General features: G+C 63.0%; 14 protein-coding genes. 11 read left to right on the top strand and 3 right to left on the bottom strand.

Going from position 1 to position 15,913, the window contains the following annotated elements:
- Positions 1 to 121 precede the first annotated feature (121 nt).
- Positions 122 to 2,179: a pyrroloquinoline quinone-dependent dehydrogenase gene (locus IE125_RS15860; RefSeq protein WP_189445652.1), complete on the bottom strand. Its 2,058-nt coding sequence runs from the start codon at positions 2,177 to 2,179 to the stop codon at positions 122 to 124.
- Positions 2,180 to 2,189: 10 nt separating this feature from the next.
- Positions 2,190 to 2,555, bottom strand: coding sequence for a hypothetical protein (locus tag IE125_RS15855; protein ID WP_189445651.1), 366 nt, complete (start codon positions 2,553 to 2,555; stop codon positions 2,190 to 2,192).
- Positions 2,556 to 2,890: 335 nt separating this feature from the next.
- On the opposite strand from IE125_RS15855, the gene IE125_RS15850 reads away from it, so the two are divergent.
- The 5 genes from IE125_RS15850 to IE125_RS15830 all read left to right on the top strand — a co-directional run bounded on the left by IE125_RS15850 (position 2,891) and on the right by IE125_RS15830 (position 6,997).
- Entirely contained in the window at positions 2,891 to 3,772 is an 882-nt protein-coding gene (locus IE125_RS15850) for an NAD(+) kinase (protein WP_189445650.1), read from the top strand.
- Position 3,773: 1 nt separating this feature from the next.
- On the top strand, positions 3,774 to 4,751 hold the full coding sequence (locus IE125_RS15845) for a metallophosphoesterase (RefSeq protein WP_189445649.1): 978 nt from the start codon (positions 3,774 to 3,776) through the stop codon (positions 4,749 to 4,751).
- A gap of 244 nt (positions 4,752 to 4,995) precedes the next feature.
- Entirely contained in the window at positions 4,996 to 5,850 is an 855-nt protein-coding gene (locus tag IE125_RS15840; RefSeq protein ID WP_189445648.1) for a rhomboid family intramembrane serine protease, read from the top strand.
- Positions 5,847 to 6,131 carry a YeaC family protein gene (locus IE125_RS15835; protein WP_189445647.1) on the top strand — a complete coding sequence of 95 codons (285 nt, stop codon included), beginning with the start codon at positions 5,847 to 5,849 and terminating at the stop codon, positions 6,129 to 6,131. The genes IE125_RS15840 and IE125_RS15835 overlap by 4 nt, the downstream gene beginning before the upstream one ends.
- The gene (locus IE125_RS15830) at positions 6,119 to 6,997 is read left to right on the top strand and encodes a DUF2797 domain-containing protein (RefSeq protein WP_189445646.1); all 879 of its coding nucleotides are present in this window, start codon (positions 6,119 to 6,121) and stop codon (positions 6,995 to 6,997) included. Before IE125_RS15835 ends, IE125_RS15830 begins: the two co-directional genes overlap by 13 nt.
- Positions 6,998 to 7,000: 3 nt before the next feature.
- On the opposite strand, the gene IE125_RS15825 is transcribed toward IE125_RS15830, so the two are convergent.
- Complete coding sequence (locus tag IE125_RS15825) at positions 7,001 to 8,482, bottom strand: RimK family ATP-grasp domain-containing protein (protein ID WP_189445645.1); 1,482 nt, start codon at positions 8,480 to 8,482, stop codon at positions 7,001 to 7,003.
- A gap of 180 nt (positions 8,483 to 8,662) precedes the next feature.
- Here IE125_RS15825 and IE125_RS15820 point away from each other — a divergent pair, with 180 nt between their 5' ends.
- The 6 genes from IE125_RS15820 (at position 8,663) to IE125_RS15795 (ending at position 15,888) form a co-directional block, all read left to right on the top strand.
- Positions 8,663 to 9,142: a GNAT family N-acetyltransferase gene (locus IE125_RS15820; protein ID WP_189445644.1), complete on the top strand. Its 480-nt coding sequence runs from the start codon at positions 8,663 to 8,665 to the stop codon at positions 9,140 to 9,142.
- A gap of 46 nt (positions 9,143 to 9,188) precedes the next feature.
- Positions 9,189 to 9,674 (top strand): YajQ family cyclic di-GMP-binding protein, encoded by a 486-nt coding sequence (locus tag IE125_RS15815; protein ID WP_189445643.1) that lies wholly within the window; start codon positions 9,189 to 9,191, stop codon positions 9,672 to 9,674.
- A gap of 344 nt (positions 9,675 to 10,018) precedes the next feature.
- On the top strand, positions 10,019 to 13,018 hold the full coding sequence (locus IE125_RS15810; RefSeq protein ID WP_189445642.1) for a xanthine dehydrogenase family protein molybdopterin-binding subunit: 3,000 nt from the start codon (positions 10,019 to 10,021) through the stop codon (positions 13,016 to 13,018).
- The gene (locus IE125_RS15805) at positions 13,015 to 13,857 is read left to right on the top strand and encodes an FAD binding domain-containing protein (RefSeq protein WP_189445641.1); all 843 of its coding nucleotides are present in this window, start codon (positions 13,015 to 13,017) and stop codon (positions 13,855 to 13,857) included. The genes IE125_RS15810 and IE125_RS15805 overlap by 4 nt, the downstream gene beginning before the upstream one ends.
- Entirely contained in the window at positions 13,841 to 14,347 is a 507-nt protein-coding gene (locus IE125_RS15800) for a (2Fe-2S)-binding protein (protein WP_189445640.1), read from the top strand. Before IE125_RS15805 ends, IE125_RS15800 begins: the two co-directional genes overlap by 17 nt.
- Positions 14,347 to 15,888, top strand: coding sequence for an AMP-binding protein (locus IE125_RS15795; protein ID WP_189445639.1), 1,542 nt, complete (start codon positions 14,347 to 14,349; stop codon positions 15,886 to 15,888). Before IE125_RS15800 ends, IE125_RS15795 begins: the two co-directional genes overlap by 1 nt.
- Positions 15,889 to 15,913 lie beyond the last annotated feature (25 nt).

Here is a 15,913-nt window from a genome sequence, read left to right as displayed (position 1 = left end):
CTGGTGGGGAGCATTTTCTCCCTGTCGAGCGCTCGATGCGCCGCCGTCGGCGAGTACGCACAAAAAAACGGGGTGAGCCTGAGCTCACCCCGTTTAGGTCTACCGGATTGCGACGTCGAACTTAGTCGTCGTTTTCCGGCAGCGCGTAGACGACGACCTGGTCGCCGACCTGATCCTTGAGGATCGTGTTGCCGCCAGCCACGAAGGCGACGTATTCGCGTCCCTTGTACTCGTAGACCGAGGGGTTGGCGACGGCTGGCGCTTCAGCCTGATCTTCCCACAGCTCGTCGCCGGTCTTCAGCGAGTAGGCGCGGACCTTGGCATCCATCGAGGCACCGATGAAGACGACGCCACCGGCGGTGACGGCCGGCCCGCCGATCGTCGGCGAACCCCAGCTTTCCGGCATGAAGAAGCCGTACTGCTGGGCAGCACCGACCGGACGGCGCCACTTGACGTCACCGGTGTGCATGTCGATCGCGACCAGCTCACCGAACGGCGGTTCCCAGCAGGGCATGCCGAGCCAGTTGCGCGCGACTTTCAGACGCATGCCGTAGGGCGCGCCTTCCTGCGGCGAGAACCCGCTCTCGTTGCCCGAGCCGGTATCGGCCTTCTTGTAGTCTTCGCGGTTGTAGAGCTTCACGTACTGGACGATATGCGACGTGTTGACGATCGCGGTCTGGCTCTGCGGATCGAAAGCGACGCCACCCCACTGCACGCCACCGGAGCTATCCGGGTAAGTCAGCGTGCCTTCACCCTTGGTGGTCGGCGGAGTGTACATGCCCTCGTAGTAGAGGTCGTCCCACAGACGCGAGCACTGTCCGCCGCCTACGGCATCCGCCAGGCCCCAGATCTTCGGCTTCTTCGACTGATCGAGCAGCGGTGCCGGTTTGGTCGGGAACGGCTGCGTCGGAGAGAGCTGTTCGCCCTCGACTGAGCCGTCGCCCTGCGGCACTGGGCGCTCCTCGATCGGCCAGACATCCTTGCCGGTCAATCGATTGACGACGAACAGGAAACCTTGCTTGGTGGCCTGGATCAGCGCCGGGATCTGCTTGCCGTCGACAGTGATGTCCATCAGCGTCGGTGCGGAGTTGATGTCGTAGTCCCAGACGTCGTGGTGCACCCACTGGCGTGACCACACGACCTTGCCGGTATCGACATCCAGCGCGGTGGTCGAGGTACCGTAGGGAATCGACTCCTTGCGATTGCCACCCCAGTAGTTGGGCGAGGGCGAAGCCACCGGCAGGTAGACCAGACCATGCTCGGCGTCGGCGGACATCTGCGTCCAGACGTTGGCAGTACCGGTCTTTTTGCGGATATCGGCCGGAATCGCTTCGAAGGTCCACTCGCGTTCGCCGGTGCGCGCGTTGACCGAGAATACGGTGCCGGGAGGCGCTTCGGCGTAAGCCCAATCCTTGCCGGCCCAGCCGAAGATCAGATGGTCACCGACGACGGTCGGCGGCTGCAGCAGCGCCAGCGGGAACTTGTCATTGATCGTGTTCCACTGGTTGACGTCGAGCATGCCGTTATCGGCAAAGTCGGCGCAGCGTTCGCCGCTGTCGGCATCCAGCGCATAAAGCTTGCCGTCGCCGGTACCCGCGTAGATGACTTTCTGGCAGGACTGACCCGAGACGGGATCGTCCGCCTGCCAGTAGGCTACGCCACGATTTTTCAGAACCGGCTGAGTGAGCGCCTTGAGCGGTGACTTGGTGTCGAAGGTCCACTTCTGCTTGCCGGTGCCCGGGTCGAGCGCAATGACGTGGCCAAATGGTGTGGCGACGTACATGGTGTCATTGGCGACCACAGGCGTCGCCGACCAGACGGTCGCGGGGATATCGCCCGAGCCGTCGGACACATCGCCGGTGTGATATTCCCAGACCTTTTCGAGATCGCTGACGTTATCGGCGGTGATCTGCTTGAGCGGGCTATATTTCTGCGCGTTCAGCTGACCGTGGAAGCTGGACCAGTCCGTGGAGTTCGGCACTAGTGGGATCGATTGGCGATCGCTATCCGTCGACGCGCTCTTCTGAGTGCCGTTGTCGACGTCCGCGTTGTTGCTCTGGGCCTGCGCGGCGGGGGTGTCGGCGGGCTGATCCTGAGCGAGCAGTGTGGCGGGGGCGATCAGCAGCGCCAGTGCAGTAAGGCTGCCCAGCGCGCGCGCCGCGAATCGTGAGTGGGGCATGTCGGGCTCCTCAGGCGTTAGCGGGTTTATCGTGGCTGACCGGGCAGCCGATGCTGGCGATCAGACCGACGAGGCCGACGACCATGGCCGCTGTGATCCACCACTGGTGCAGCAGCAGCGCGGCAAAGCCGGTGCCGATCAGGCCAAGCAGCGTGACGATGCCCCAGAAAATGCGCGCGCCGCGGCCTTTGGAGGCGCGGAGAATCAACGCGAGAACGGCGACAATGACGTTGGCGGCGATGACGACCAGGGCGCCGAGGGTGCCGGTGACGCCGGTTAGCGGCGTGAAATAAGCGTAGAGAGCCAGCACGAAGCCGACGACTGCCGCCAGGAGCAGCAGCAAAATGCCCCATCGTGACGATCGAGGTTGCGACATGACGCGAGTGTCCCCTTGAGAGTGGTCTTTGGTTCGGAGTGTTTTACTTGGCTTCCTTGCCAGGGTAGGAAAATTTGCCGTCCTGAGAGTAAAGCCTGGCGTAATGATAGCGCTTGGAACGCTCAGGTCGACAGGTGACACGATCCACCAAGTGGCATAAGGATAGAGCAATTTTTGTTAGCGTGGAAACGAAACCATCGCTTCAATGAGTCTTTTTGTCGCACAGCCAAGCGTGGCGCAAACGGGAGCGGGTCGCCTTCGGGGTGGCGTCGGTTTGCCCGACATCGAGGCCCGCCGCATAATGAGCGGCTGCCACGCCGCCAGAGACGAGTTGCATGGAATCTTTCAAGACCATCGGCCTGATCGGCCGCCTGGGCAGCGACAAGGTCGTCGAGACACTCAAGCGTTTGGTGATCTTTCTCGAACGCCGCGAGCTGGAGATCGTGATCGAGGATCGCACCGCCGCGCTGCTGGTCGATCACGAGCACCGCGAGGCCAAGCGTCGGGAGCTGGGTACACTCTGCGACCTGGTCATCGTGGTCGGTGGTGACGGAAGCCTGCTGGGGGCGGCGAGAGCGCTATGTCACAGCGCGACGCCCGTGCTCGGCATCAACCGGGGGCGGCTCGGCTTTCTGACGGATATCTCGCCGGACGAGGTCGAACAGAAGGTCGCCGAAGTGCTGGAAGGTCAGTACGACAGCGAACGGCGCTTTCTGCTCGAGGCCGAGCTCTACCGCGGCGACCGCCTGATCGGCAGCGGCAGCAGTCTCAACGACGTCGTCGTGCATCCAGGCAAGGCGGCGCGAATGATCGAGTTCGAGCTGTTCGTCGACGACCGCTTCGTCTACTCCCAGCGCTCCGATGGCCTGATCATGGCAACGCCGACGGGATCGACGGCCTACGCGCTCTCCGGCGGCGGGCCGATCGTGCATCCCGGGCTCGAGGCGATCACTCTGGTGCCGATGTTTCCCCACACGCTCTCCAGCCGACCGATCGTGATCGACGCCGCGAGCGAGATCCGCGTGCATATCGGCGATATCAACCGGACTTACCCGCACGTCAGCTGCGATGGTCAGACACGCGTCGTCAGCAAGGCGGGCGACGTGCTTTACGTGCGACGCAAGGCCCAGCGGCTGACGTTGATCCACCCGCGGGGGCACAGCTTCTTCGAGGCGTGTCGCTCCAAGCTGGGGTGGAGCAGCAGGCTGGGGGACTGACATGGCCCTGGCAAGTGGTCTCGAGGGTTACGACCTGATCGGTGATGTCCACGGCTGTGGCCAGACGCTGATCCGACTGCTCGAGACGCTCGGTTACCGCGAAGACGCCGGCGTCTATCGTCATCCGGCTCGCAAGGTGATCTTTCTCGGCGACCTGATCGATCGCGGGCCGAGCATCCGGCTGGCACTCTCGGTGGCACGTCGCATGGTCGAGGCGGGGGCCGCTCATGTCGTCATGGGTAACCACGAAGCGAACGCGCTGGCGTACTGCAGCCGGGCGCCAGCCGGCAGCGATCGCGAGTGGCTGCGTGAGCACACGCCGCGCAACAACCGCATCATCGGCCGAACGCTCGAGCAGTTCCGCGACTACCCTCGGGAGTGGGAGAGCACCCTCGACTGGTTTCTGCGCATGCCGCTGTTTCTCGAGCTCGACGGGATGCGCGTCGTTCACGCCTGCTGGGACGAGGCGCTGATCGAGACCCTGCGTGACGACTATCCCGATGGCGTCATCGATCGCGATTTCATGATCGATTCGACCCGGCATGGGAGTCTTGCGCATCGAGCGCTGGACCGCCTCACCCGTGGCACCCAGATGGCACTGCCGGAAGGCGTGGAGATACGCTCCGGTGACGGCTACACGCGGCGCTCTTTCCGCACGCACTTCTGGGCCCGGGCGCCGCGTACCTATGGGGACGTGGTGTTTCAGCCCGACAACCTGCCGCTAGGCCTCGAATCGCGAGCGCTAAGTGACGCGGAACGCGAACGACTGGTCCACTATCCGGAGTCCTCGCCACCGCTCTTCGTCGGCCACTACTGGTGCAAGGGTGTGCCGGCACTGCCGCGCGCCAACATTGCCTGTCTCGACTACAGCGCGGTCAAGTATGGCCGTCTGGTCGCGTACCGCTGGGACGGCGAATCGGTGCTGGATGGCAACCGGTTCGTCTGGGTGAGCGTCGAGCGTCAGGGCTTGGAGGCGTGATGAGCCTGCCCGATCTATGCCCTTTGTCGTCTGATTTGAAAGGGTTTTTGGTTTTTGTGGCGACAGGTGTTGAAAAAAATCGGATTTTTTTGAGTCTGCCGCGGAACTCCCGAGCGCAGGCGCTCTCAAAGTCAGTGTTCCCTTGAATGATCCCTTGCTCTTATCCGGCGGCCCTCCCGCCGGATTTTTCTTTTGCGTGTCTGTAAAATGCGCAGCAGGTTTCTTCCATCGCTCGGATTTCGCTATGTACAAACTGCTGGCGCTGCCCGATGAGCTCGACACGCGCCCGCTGCGCCAGGCGCTGTGGGCACATCACATCGGTCATCGCTTTACCCGTCAGGAATCAGAACAGATTCTGTGGATCGCCGATCCGGACCAGCGAGACGATGCCGCGAAGCTGATCGAGCTCTGGCACCGCGGCGAGCTGGAGCAGGCGCCGGCACCGGAGGGGCGCCGGCGGCCCGGCGTCACCCGGCAGGCGTTCGGCCAGGCGCCTCTGGCCGCGGGCCTCATCGCGGCCTGCGTCGTTGTCTTTCTGGCGATGACCTTTGCCGGCAACGCGATCATCAAGGCGTTCACGATCGTGCCGGTGGAGGTTATCGGCCAGCGCCTCGTACCCGGCGACCTGGTAGCCGATACCCTGGCGGGCGGGCAGATCTGGCGACTGATCACGCCGGCGTTTCTGCATTTCGGCTGGATGCACCTGATCTTCAACATGCTGTGGGTGTGGTATTTCGGTCGTCAGATCGAGGCAATTCAGGGTTGGAAGCGACTCGCTGGAGTCACTCTGGTCGCGGCGGTGGCCTCCAATCTCGTTCAGTACTTCACCGGCACGGTGCTGTTCGGCGGCATGTCCGGGGTCGATTATGCGCTGCTCGGCTATGTCTTCCTGATGGCGCGACGACGGCCGGGCAGCGGCTTTTTCGTGCCACAGATGCTGGTCGTCTTCATGCTGATCTGGATGGTCTTCACCATGACCGACCTGGCCGGCGCGTTCGGCTTCGGTAATGTCGCCAATGAAGCGCATCTCGGTGGCCTGCTGGTTGGCTTGATTCTCGGCTGGTGGGCCAGCCGTCACGCAACAGGAGAAAAGGCATGAGCGAAACGAGCTTCGATGACATGGTGGCTCAGATGACGCCCGAGCTCTACGAGCGTTTCAAGCAGGCGATCCAGCTGCGTAAATGGCCGGACGGGCGGCGTCTGACTGGCGAGCAGACCGAGCTCTGCCTGGAGGCCGTGATCAAGTATGAACGTTTTCACGATCTGCCGCCGGAGCAGCGGATAGGGTATCTGGAGCGCAACGAGTGCAGCTCCGGCACGCACTCTTCATCCGGCACGCGTTCGTCAGCGGAGGAAGCTGCGGTCAAATGGATCAACTGATCCCCGATCTCTCGGGCGGCAACCTTGCCGCTCGCGGCGTCGCTGGCGGGCTGCAAAAGATGCGGATTCACTTGCCGAGTTCGGGAGAAGCGGATTATCACCTGCGCGCCGGCGAGGAAACCGTGGCCCTCAATGCGCGCCTGGGGCAGCGTCTGCGCCTTCGTCATACCGGTGCGATCCACTGCGTCCACTGTGGCCGCAAGACGCGCAAGAGCTTCGGGCAGGGCTACTGCTATCCCTGTTTCAAGTCGCTGGCGCAGTGCGATCTCTGCATCGTCCGACCCGAGACCTGCCACTATTTCAAGGGAACCTGTCGGGAACCGTCATGGGGCGAGCGCCACTGCTTCCGGCCGCATATCGTGTATCTGGCCAATGCTTCGGGTCTGAAGGTCGGGATCACACGTGGTACCAACACGCCGACGCGATGGCTCGATCAGGGCGCGATCCAGGCGCTACCGATCCTCGAGGTCGAGACGCGTCAGCAGTCAGGATTGGTCGAGACGCTGTTCAAGGCGCATGTCTCCGATCGCACCAACTGGCGCGCCATGCTCAAGGGCGAAGTCGACCCGCTCGACCTGCCGGCTGAACGCGACCGACTGCTGTCTCTCGTAGCGCCGGAGCTCGATGCGTTACGCGAGACGCATGGCGCACAGGCGATTCGTGAACTTGCGGCGCCAACCCCGCTGGCGATCCGCTATCCGGTCCGCGAATGGCCGCAGAAAATCGTCTCCTACAACCTCGACAAGCAGGCGCAGCTCGAGGGGACGCTGCTGGGAATCAAGGGGCAGTATCTGATTCTCGATGGCGGCGTCATCAACCTGCGTAAGTTCGCGGGGTATCAGGTCGAGGTCGATATCGCCGCCTGAGGTCTACTCGCGCGTCAGCTGCTGCTCCATGCGTTTGAGGAATACCCGCATCACCTTGTCGTAGAGCGCCTCTTTCAGCACGACATCCTCGACCCCGACATCCAGGTTGGGGTTGTCATTGACCTCGATCACCACGACGCGATCACCGATCTGCTTGAGGTCGACGCCGTAGAGGCCATTGCCGATCAGCCGGGTGGCGCGCAGGGCCGTCTTGACCACGGCAGTCGGCACTTCCGAGGGATCGTGGGTCGTGAAACCGCCGCTTCGTGTCTTGCCGCTGGAGTGGTCGTAGATCTGCCAGTGACCGCGCGCCATGTAGTAACGGCTGGCGAACAGCACTTCGCCGTCGAGAACGCCAATTCGCCAGTCGAAGTCGGTCGGTAGCCACTCCTGCAGCAAGAGTAGTGCGGAGGATTCGAACAGCCGTGGGGCCTGCGACTCGAGCTCCTCGCGCGAGCGGATCTTGACCACGCCTTTCGAGAAGGCGCCGTCCGGCACCTTGAGCACCAAGGGGTACTCCAGGTTGGCCAGCTTGTCGTCGAGCCGGGTCATGTCGCTGCGATGCAGCAGCTGACCGCGCGGCGCGGCAATCTTGTGGGTGCCGAGCAGCGCGTGCAGGAAGATCTTGTTGGTACAGCGCAGAATCGACTGCGTGTCGTCGATGACGACCAGGCCTTCGTGCTCCGCCTTGCGCGCCATGCGATAGGTGTGGTGGTCCAGCCGTGTCGTCTCGCGGATGAAGAGGGCGTCGAACTCCGCCAGACGTCCAGCGTCTCGGTGGGTGATCAGACTGACGTCGATGCCCAGCCGGCGACCGGCGCGGATGAACTGCTTGATCGCGCTCTTGTTGCTGGGCGGCAGCTGCTCTTCCGGGTCGACCAGAATTGCTAGGTCGAAGCGGTAGCGGCGCCGGGCGCGCGGCGTTCGCCAGACCTTGGTGGAGTGCCGGTTGAGCGCACTGGCAAAGTGATCTTCCTCGCCGTTGGCCAGTGCCGTCAACGCCAGCGGTTTGATCCGCGAGAGTCGCCAGACACCCTGGCGCTTCTCGAAGCGGGCTTCCAGCAACGGGTGGGGCAGTCGCTCGAACAGTCGCCGAGCCAGGCGCGCAAGCTCGGGTTCCCGGCACTCGCCGAACAGGACGCGCAACGTCAGCGTGTCGCCCGCGAGCGCACCGCGCTTGTCGAGTTCGACGAGCAACGGGTCGATCGACGCCAGCTGCATGTCGACGAGCGCCTTGCGCGAGAGCTGGTTGAGGGTCTCGACGCTTGGCAGAACCCGCTGATCGCGGGCCTGCGCCAGCAGCGAGACGTAATAGCCGGTTTCGAGATAGTCGAGATTGGCGCAGAGGTTGATCACATGAGTGGCGTCATCGTCGGCGGCCGCGCCTTCGAGAGCGAGAAAGGCTTCCGCGGTGATCAGATCGTCGGTCGGGTAGTAGGGCTGCCAGTCGGCCAGACGGTCGACCACGATGCGCAGACGTGACATGAATCGAAGACTCCTGGATGGGCGCTTTGGCTCGATGAAACTTCGGGCATAGCATGCGATGGGAGGGCGACAGCGACAAGTCGCCTTCGGCGTGAAATAATTTCACCATGGTCAGGCAGCTGGCGTCATCAGCCGCCGCTCAGCCTGTCGTCAAATCGTTCGTCGAGTGAGTCACTCCCCATGCTTCGCACCCTGCGCCACGGCCTGTCTGCCGATGTCGATGCGCTTTACCGATTGGAAGGACGCTGCTTCGAAGGCGACCGCTTCAGCCGTCGTCAACTCTCTCACCTGCTGACGCGGGCCAACGCGGTAACCCTGGTAGCGGTCGCGGAGGAAGCCGGGCTCGTCGGCTACGGGACGGTACTCTTTCGACGCAACAGCCGCACCGCGCGCCTCTACTCGTTCTGTGTCGATCCGCAGGCTCGCGGCAGCGGGCTGGGGCGCGAGCTGCTGGGCCGGCTCGAACAGTCGGCGCGCGAGCGGGACTGCGAGCGTCTGTCGCTGGAAGTACGGGCCGACAATCGTATCGCGATGGGACTCTACCGCCGGATGGGATTCATCGCTCACCGCTGGCTGGATGACTACTATGCCGACGGATGCGCGGCCTGGCGAATGGACAAGCAGCTGGATGCGATGGAGACCGCCAGCGCCCCTTCATGACTCTCGGTTGCCGCGCGACGGCACCACCAATCAAGGACTGCAAGCCATGCCATCTTTCGACATCGTTTCCGAATTCGACCGTCACGAAGCGACCAATGCGGTCGATCAGGCCAATCGGGAAATTCAGACACGCTTCGATTTTCGCGGCGTCGATGCCAGCTTCGCACTGGAGGGGGAGGTCGTCTCGATCGAGGCGGATGCGGAATTTCAGCTCCAGCAGATGATCGACGTGCTGCGCAACAAACTGATCGCTCGCGGCATCGACCCGCGCTGCATGGAGATCGAGGATGCCCAGACCTCCGGCGTCAAAGCGCGCCAGCAGGTCAAGCTCAAGCAGGGCCTGGAGCAGCCGGACGCCAAGGCGATCGTCAAGCTGCTCAAGGATTCCAAGCTCAAGGTCCAGGCCGCGATTCAGGGCGACAAAGTGCGCGTTACCGGCAAGAAGCGTGACGATCTTCAGCAGGCCATCGCGCTGCTCAAGGGCGAAGATGGTCCGGACCTGGCGCTGCAGTACAACAACTTTCGGGATTGAGCTTACCGACGGTTGTGCCTTGATGCTCTTTATCGGAAATGCGCCGGGGACTGGTCAATCTCCGGCGCGTTTTATTGGCTAGCCATTATCACTTCCGCATCGCGCCAGCCTTCCTCGCCAAGCCTCCCGCTCACGGCCATTCGTTCTAAGCCCCCGTCCTACGACCAAAGCCGCAAGCCGAAGACTCAATAAGTGATTGTCATCATTAGACTTTGGTCGAGAAATCAGACTGTGAGACAAATCAGCAGACTCCCGAGATAAAAGCTGGACCGGGTGGCAATGCGTCGAAGACCACTCCCTCCATAGACTCCCTTCCATCGGGTTTCACCCAATGGGAGTCGGCAATGAATTCAGAAGCTCCGCTTCGTGACTCGCTTCAAACCACGCATCTCGGCACGCGCCAGCCGCGGGTCGAGGATGAGGCTTTGCTACGCGGGCTCGGGCGCTATGCGGACGACATCGCCATTCCACCGGGTACGTTGTACGCCGCCATCGTCCGCTCCCCCCACGCTCACGCTCGCCTCAAGACGATCGACGTCGAGCCCGCACTCGCGTTGCCAGGTGTGCGCGGCGTCTTGACTGGTGAGGATGTGCAGCGCTGGGCAGCGCCGTTCCCTGTTGGTGTACGTCAACCGATGGCTCACTGGTGTCTCGCCGTGGACAAGGTGCGTCATGTCGGGGAACCCGTCGCCGTGGTCATCGCTGAGGATCGATATCTGGCCGAGGACGCGCTGGACGCGGTCAAGGTGGACTACGAACTGCTCGAACCCGTAATCGATCCTGAGATCGCGACAGGAACCGAAAGCCCGGTACTACACGAAGCGGTCGGTGGCAATGTCGTCAACGACCGCCACTTCGTTTATGGCGAGCCACGTGGCGCCTTCGAGGATGCCGCACACCGTTTGTCACTCAAGGTTCGCTACCCGCGCAGTGCCTGTACGCCCATCGAATGCTACGTGGTGCTGGGGCAGTATGATCCCGCCGAGGGTGGCTACGACGTCATGGCCAATTTCCAGGGCCCCTACGCGATTCACTCGGTAATGGCGCGGGCACTTGGCGTTCCTGCCAATCGCCTGCGTCTGAGAACGCCGCCAGACTCCGGTGGCAGCTTCGGTATCAAGCAAGGTGTCTTCCCCTACGTAGTAATGATGGGGCTGGCCGCGCGCAAGGTCGGCGCCCCGGTCAAATGGGTCGAGGACCGTCTGGAGCACCTGCAGGGCGCGTCATCGGCGACCAACCGCGTGACCACGATCGAAGCAGCCTTCGATGACGAAGGGCGTGTGTCGGCGCTGCGCTTCGATCAACTCGACGACTGCGGCGCCTATCTGCGCGCGCCGGAACCCGCCACCACCTATCGCATGCACGGCAATCTCACCGGTGCCTATGACATTCGCCACCTCGAGGTGCGTAACCGCATCGTCATGACCAACAAGACGCCGACGGGGTTGAACCGTGGGTTTGGCGGTCCGCAGGTGTACTTTGCACTGGAGCGATTGATGCAGCGCATCGCCGTTGAGCTGGAGATCGACCCTCTTACGGTGATACGACGCAACCTGGTGCCGACAGGGGCGTTTCCCTATCGCTGTGCCGCCGGAGCATTACTGGATTCCGGCGACTATCCGGGTGCCATCGATATGGGCGTCGAAGAGGGCGGGCTCGCGACGCTGCTCGAGCGTCGAGACGCGGCACGGGCTGCAGGGCGCCTCTACGGCATTGGCTACACCGTGGCGGTGGAGCCCTCGGTTTCCAATATGGGTTACATCACGATGGCGTTGACGCCGGAAGAGCGGCGCAAGGGTGGGCCCAAGAACGGCGCCGTCAGCACCGCGACCATTAGCGTCGATCCACTGGGCGGTGTCAGTGTCCACGTCTCCTCGACGCCTCAGGGGCAGGGGCATCGCACCGTTGCCGCGCAGGTCGTCGCTGACGTATTGGGCGTTGCGCTGGAGCGGATTCGTGTTGATGTCGAGCTCGACACCGGCAAGGACGCGTGGTCGATCGCCTCCGGCAACTACTCGAGCCGCTTTGCCGGTGCGGTGGCCGGGGCGGTACACCGCGCAGCGTTGAAGGTGCGCGGGCGACTGGCTGCCATCGCCGCGCATCAATGGCAAGTTGCTGCCGATGACGTTCAGTTCGCCGATGGGCGCCTCTTTACCCTGGATGATCGCCACTCTGCCGCTTTCCATCGTATCGCTGGCGCCACTCACTGGTCACCGGGAACCCTGCCGGAGGGTGAGCCCGGCGGATTGCGCGAAACGGCATTCTGGACGCCAGACGAGCTGACCGCGCCGGATGACGACGAGCGTATCAACAGCTCCCTCTGTTACGGCTTCATCTTCGACTACTGCGGGGTGGAAATCGATGTGCTGACCGGACGCGTCGAGATCGACCGCTACGTCACCCTCCATGATGCCGGGCGCATGCTGAATCCCCAGTTGGTAGACGGGCAGGTACGCGGTGCCTTCGCGCAGGCTGTTGGCGCTGCGCTATATGAGGAGTTTTCCTATGGCGAGGACGGCAGCTTCGTCTCCGGCACGCTTGCCGATTATTTGATCCCCACCGCGATGGAAGTGCCTGATCCAACCATTCTGCACATGGAGTCGCCATCGCCGTTCACGCCACTTGGCGCCAAAGGCGTTGGCGAGGGCAACAACATGAGTACACCGGTGTGCATCGCCAACGCGGTTGCCGACGCATTGGGCGAGCGCATCGATCCGGCCGCAATCGAGCTGCCGTTGACCCCGGCGAAAGTGCGAGGACTGATCGGCATCGAGGAACCCGCGCGGCCCGAGGGTGTCGGCGAGGCTGACGTGGAGACCGCCAGCGGTGGCGGCTCGAAACTCACCGCCAGTGACAGCGTGGAGATTCCCGCGTCCCCGCAGGCCGTTTACGACAGCATCCTCGATCCCGAGGTTCTGCAGGTGATGATCCCCGGATGTCACTCGCTCGAGCTGACTGGCGACAACGCCTACCACGCCGACGTTACCGTGGGCGTCGGCATGATCCGAGCGCGTTTCGATGCCCGTGTCGAACTGACCGACCTCGATCCGCCGCACGCGCTACGTCTATCCGGTGCCGGCAAGAGTGGTATGGGCGATGCAAGTGGCGAGGCAAAGATCCGGTTGAGCGAACTCGGCAACGGTCACACGCGACTCGACTACGACTACGAGTTTGCCATCGGCGGCAAGATCGCCTCCGTTGGTGGGCGCATGCTCTCGAGTGCCTCGAAGCTGCTTATCGGTCAGATCTTCTCGCGGCTCTCTCAACAGGTCAGTGGCGGTCGCATTCGCCATTCGTTGTGGCAGCGTCTGACGGCACGCTTCCACCGTGGAGGTGACCAATGAAACCCGCCGCCTTTGCCTATCGTCGCCCACAGAGCCGCCGAGAGGCCGTGCAACAGTTGCTCGACGCCGGTGAAGATGCCCGCGTAATCGCCGGCGGTCAGTCGCTGATGGCCGTGCTCAATATGCGCCTCAGCCAGCCCTCCACGCTGATCGACATCAGTGCGGTCGACGAGCTGCGCTACATCGAGAGGCGCGAGGATCATCTAGCGGTGGGCGCCGCGACGACTCAGGCAGAGCTGCTCGAATACGCCGAACTGCCCGACGCAGTACCACTTGTCCACGAGGTGCTGCCGTGGGTGGGCCACGTTCAGACCCGCAATCGCGGCACCGTCTGCGGCTCCATTGCCCATGCCGACCCCAGTGCCGAATTGCCGCTCTGCCTCGCCACGCTCGGCGGGGAGGTGGTGCTCGAGACTCGTCGAGGCAAAACCCGCCACGTATCAGGTGAGACGTTTTTCCAGGGCGTACTGACCACGGCGCGGCGCAGCGATGAGCTGATCACCGAAGTGCGATTCCCACTGGCCCGTTCGGGCCATCGTTATCGATTTACCGAAGTTGCCATGCGTCACGGGGATTTTGCGATCGTCGCGCTCGCGGCGGATATCAGTGATCAGCGCATCCGGCTGGGGGTCGGCGGAGTCGCGGATCGGCCCGTGGTGCGGGAGTTTGCGCCGGATGACGACCTTGACGCATCGCTCAACGAGCTGGCGTGGTCGCTCGGCGCCGAGGATGACGCTCACGCCACCGCGGCGTATCGCCGTCATCTGGTGCGGGAACTGGGGCGCCGACTGATTGCGCCGAACGAGATAGAGGAGATCGCCGATGCATCTACGACATGATGAGCGTCATCGCGCAACGCTGACGCTCAATGGTCAGTCGCGTAGCGCCGAGGCTGAACCGCGCATGCAACTCTGCGACTTTCTGCGCCATCAGCTTGGCGCCACTGGCACCCATGTTGGCTGCGAGCACGGCGTCTGCGGCGCCTGCACGGTCTTGGTGGACGGTCGCGCAGTACGCTCTTGCTTGATGCTGGCAGTGCAAGCCGATGGGCAGCGAGTGGATACCGTCGAATCGCTTGACGAGGGCGAGACGATGAGCGAGCTGCAACTGGCTTTTCGACGCCACCATGCCCTGCAGTGTGGCTTTTGCACGGCTGGCATTTTGATGTCGTGCGATGAATTTCTGCGTCGTGTTCCCGCTCCGACCGAGCGGCAGGTGCGCGACATGCTATCGGGTCATCTCTGTCGGTGTACCGGCTACACGGGGATCGTCCAGGCGGTTCTCGATGTTGCCGGCACCCGGCAGGCCGCATTGGAGGAATCGACCTGATGTTCGATCTCGGACGTAGTTTTCTTGCCACCGTCGAGCGCCGACCGCAGGCCATTGCCGTGACCGACGGTGACTTCCGACGCACCTATGCCGAGTGGTTGGACGACATTCAGAGCGTGGCGCGCGGACTCGGCGAACTCGGGCTCGGCCACGGCGATCATCTGGTGGTCGTCATGCAGAACCGCTGGCAGATGGCGACGCTGCATTGGGCGTGTCAGTTCGCCGGCATCATCGTGACGCCGGTCAACTGGCGCTCGACGACTCAGGAACTGAGTTACTGCCTGCACGATGCCGAGGCATGTGGTGTCGCCTTCGACGAGGCAGGTGCCAAGGCAGTGCTTGCCTGCCAGGAGGCGCAAGAGATTCCGCGCATCAGCGTGGGGGATTGCAAGGATCCTGGTGGTATCGACTTCACGTCGCTACTGGGGCAAGCGCCCGATACGCGCGGTGACGTCATCTGCCGTGCATCGCCGGAAGACATCTCGCTGATGCTCTATACCTCGGGCACCAGTGGCAAGCCCAAGGGCGTACCGCGCAGTCATCGCGCCGAGCGTGCCGCGGCGGTGGCACACGTGGCACAGAACCTATACGGCCACGATGAGCGAACGCTGGGCGTCATGCCGCTTTACCACACCATGGGGGTGCGGTCGCTGCTGTCGATGGCATTGATCGATGGTCGATTCGTCTGCGTGCCCAAGTTCGATCCCGAGGCGACACTGGCAGCGATCGAACGCGAGTCGGTGACCAATCTCTATCTGGTGCCAACGCTCTACCACATGCTGCTGGAGCATGCGACGTTCGCGCCCTCGCGAGTCGCCAGCGTCGACAAGATCGGCTTTGCCGGCGCGGCGATGAGTGCCGGCCTGATGGCACGCGTCGAGCAGGCGTTCACGCCGAGTCTTTTCGTCAATCACTACGGCTGTTCCGAAATCTACACCTTCACCATCGATCAGCGGGCGAGTGACAAACCCGGATCTTCTGGCCGTGCCTCGCTCAATCAGCGAATCCGCGTGGTCAAGGTCGATGCCGAGTCGCCGGAGGAGACGGTCGGACCCGGCGAAGAGGGGGAGATCATCGCCGATCTCGCCGGCGATGAAGCATTCGAAGGTTATTGGAAGCGTCCCGATGCGGATCGCAAGGCGCTCCGCGACGGTTGGTACTTCACCAGCGACATGGGCTATCTCGACGAGGAAGGGGATCTGTTCGTCACGGGGCGAGTTGACGATCTGATCATTACCGGCGGCGAGAACGTCAGCCCTGCCGAGATCGAAAACGTGCTCTCGCTGCATCCAGCTGTCGAAGAAGTCGTGGTTGCAGGCCTGCCCGATGAGCGGTGGGGTCAGGTTGTGGCTGCCTTCGTCAAGGCACGTGGCGAGATCGACGAAGAGGCACTCGACCATTACTGCACCGATGCTGGCCTGGCTCGATTCAAGCGACCACGGCGCTATCTGTTCGTCGACGAGGTACCCAAATCCGCGGTCGGCAAGGTGCTGCGCCGCGTCCTACTGAACCAGCAGGCCAATTCGTTGACGACGAATTGAGCTGTCGAAGTTCGGCAATATCGAT

Origin of the sequence: Salinicola rhizosphaerae (assembly GCF_014652715.1) — a bacterium.
Lineage (GTDB): Bacteria > Pseudomonadota > Gammaproteobacteria > Pseudomonadales > Halomonadaceae > Salinicola > Salinicola rhizosphaerae.
Note: the sequence above shows the minus strand (reverse complement) of the source record. Positions and strands in the feature narration are given on the sequence as shown.

Coding starts and splice junctions, on each gene's coding strand:
- IE125_RS15860 (WP_189445652.1), bottom strand. CDS start 2,179: ATGCCCCACTCACGATTCGCGGCGCGCGCGCTGGGCAGCCTTACTGCA.
- IE125_RS15855 (WP_189445651.1), bottom strand. CDS start 2,555: ATGTCGCAACCTCGATCGTCACGATGGGGCATTTTGCTGCTGCTCCTG.
- IE125_RS15850 (WP_189445650.1), top strand. CDS start 2,891: ATGGAATCTTTCAAGACCATCGGCCTGATCGGCCGCCTGGGCAGCGAC.
- IE125_RS15845 (WP_189445649.1), top strand. CDS start 3,774: ATGGCCCTGGCAAGTGGTCTCGAGGGTTACGACCTGATCGGTGATGTC.
- IE125_RS15840 (WP_189445648.1), top strand. CDS start 4,996: ATGTACAAACTGCTGGCGCTGCCCGATGAGCTCGACACGCGCCCGCTG.
- IE125_RS15835 (WP_189445647.1), top strand. CDS start 5,847: ATGAGCGAAACGAGCTTCGATGACATGGTGGCTCAGATGACGCCCGAG.
- IE125_RS15830 (WP_189445646.1), top strand. CDS start 6,119: ATGGATCAACTGATCCCCGATCTCTCGGGCGGCAACCTTGCCGCTCGC.
- IE125_RS15825 (WP_189445645.1), bottom strand. CDS start 8,482: ATGTCACGTCTGCGCATCGTGGTCGACCGTCTGGCCGACTGGCAGCCC.
- IE125_RS15820 (WP_189445644.1), top strand. CDS start 8,663: ATGCTTCGCACCCTGCGCCACGGCCTGTCTGCCGATGTCGATGCGCTT.
- IE125_RS15815 (WP_189445643.1), top strand. CDS start 9,189: ATGCCATCTTTCGACATCGTTTCCGAATTCGACCGTCACGAAGCGACC.
- IE125_RS15810 (WP_189445642.1), top strand. CDS start 10,019: ATGAATTCAGAAGCTCCGCTTCGTGACTCGCTTCAAACCACGCATCTC.
- IE125_RS15805 (WP_189445641.1), top strand. CDS start 13,015: ATGAAACCCGCCGCCTTTGCCTATCGTCGCCCACAGAGCCGCCGAGAG.
- IE125_RS15800 (WP_189445640.1), top strand. CDS start 13,841: ATGCATCTACGACATGATGAGCGTCATCGCGCAACGCTGACGCTCAAT.
- IE125_RS15795 (WP_189445639.1), top strand. CDS start 14,347: ATGTTCGATCTCGGACGTAGTTTTCTTGCCACCGTCGAGCGCCGACCG.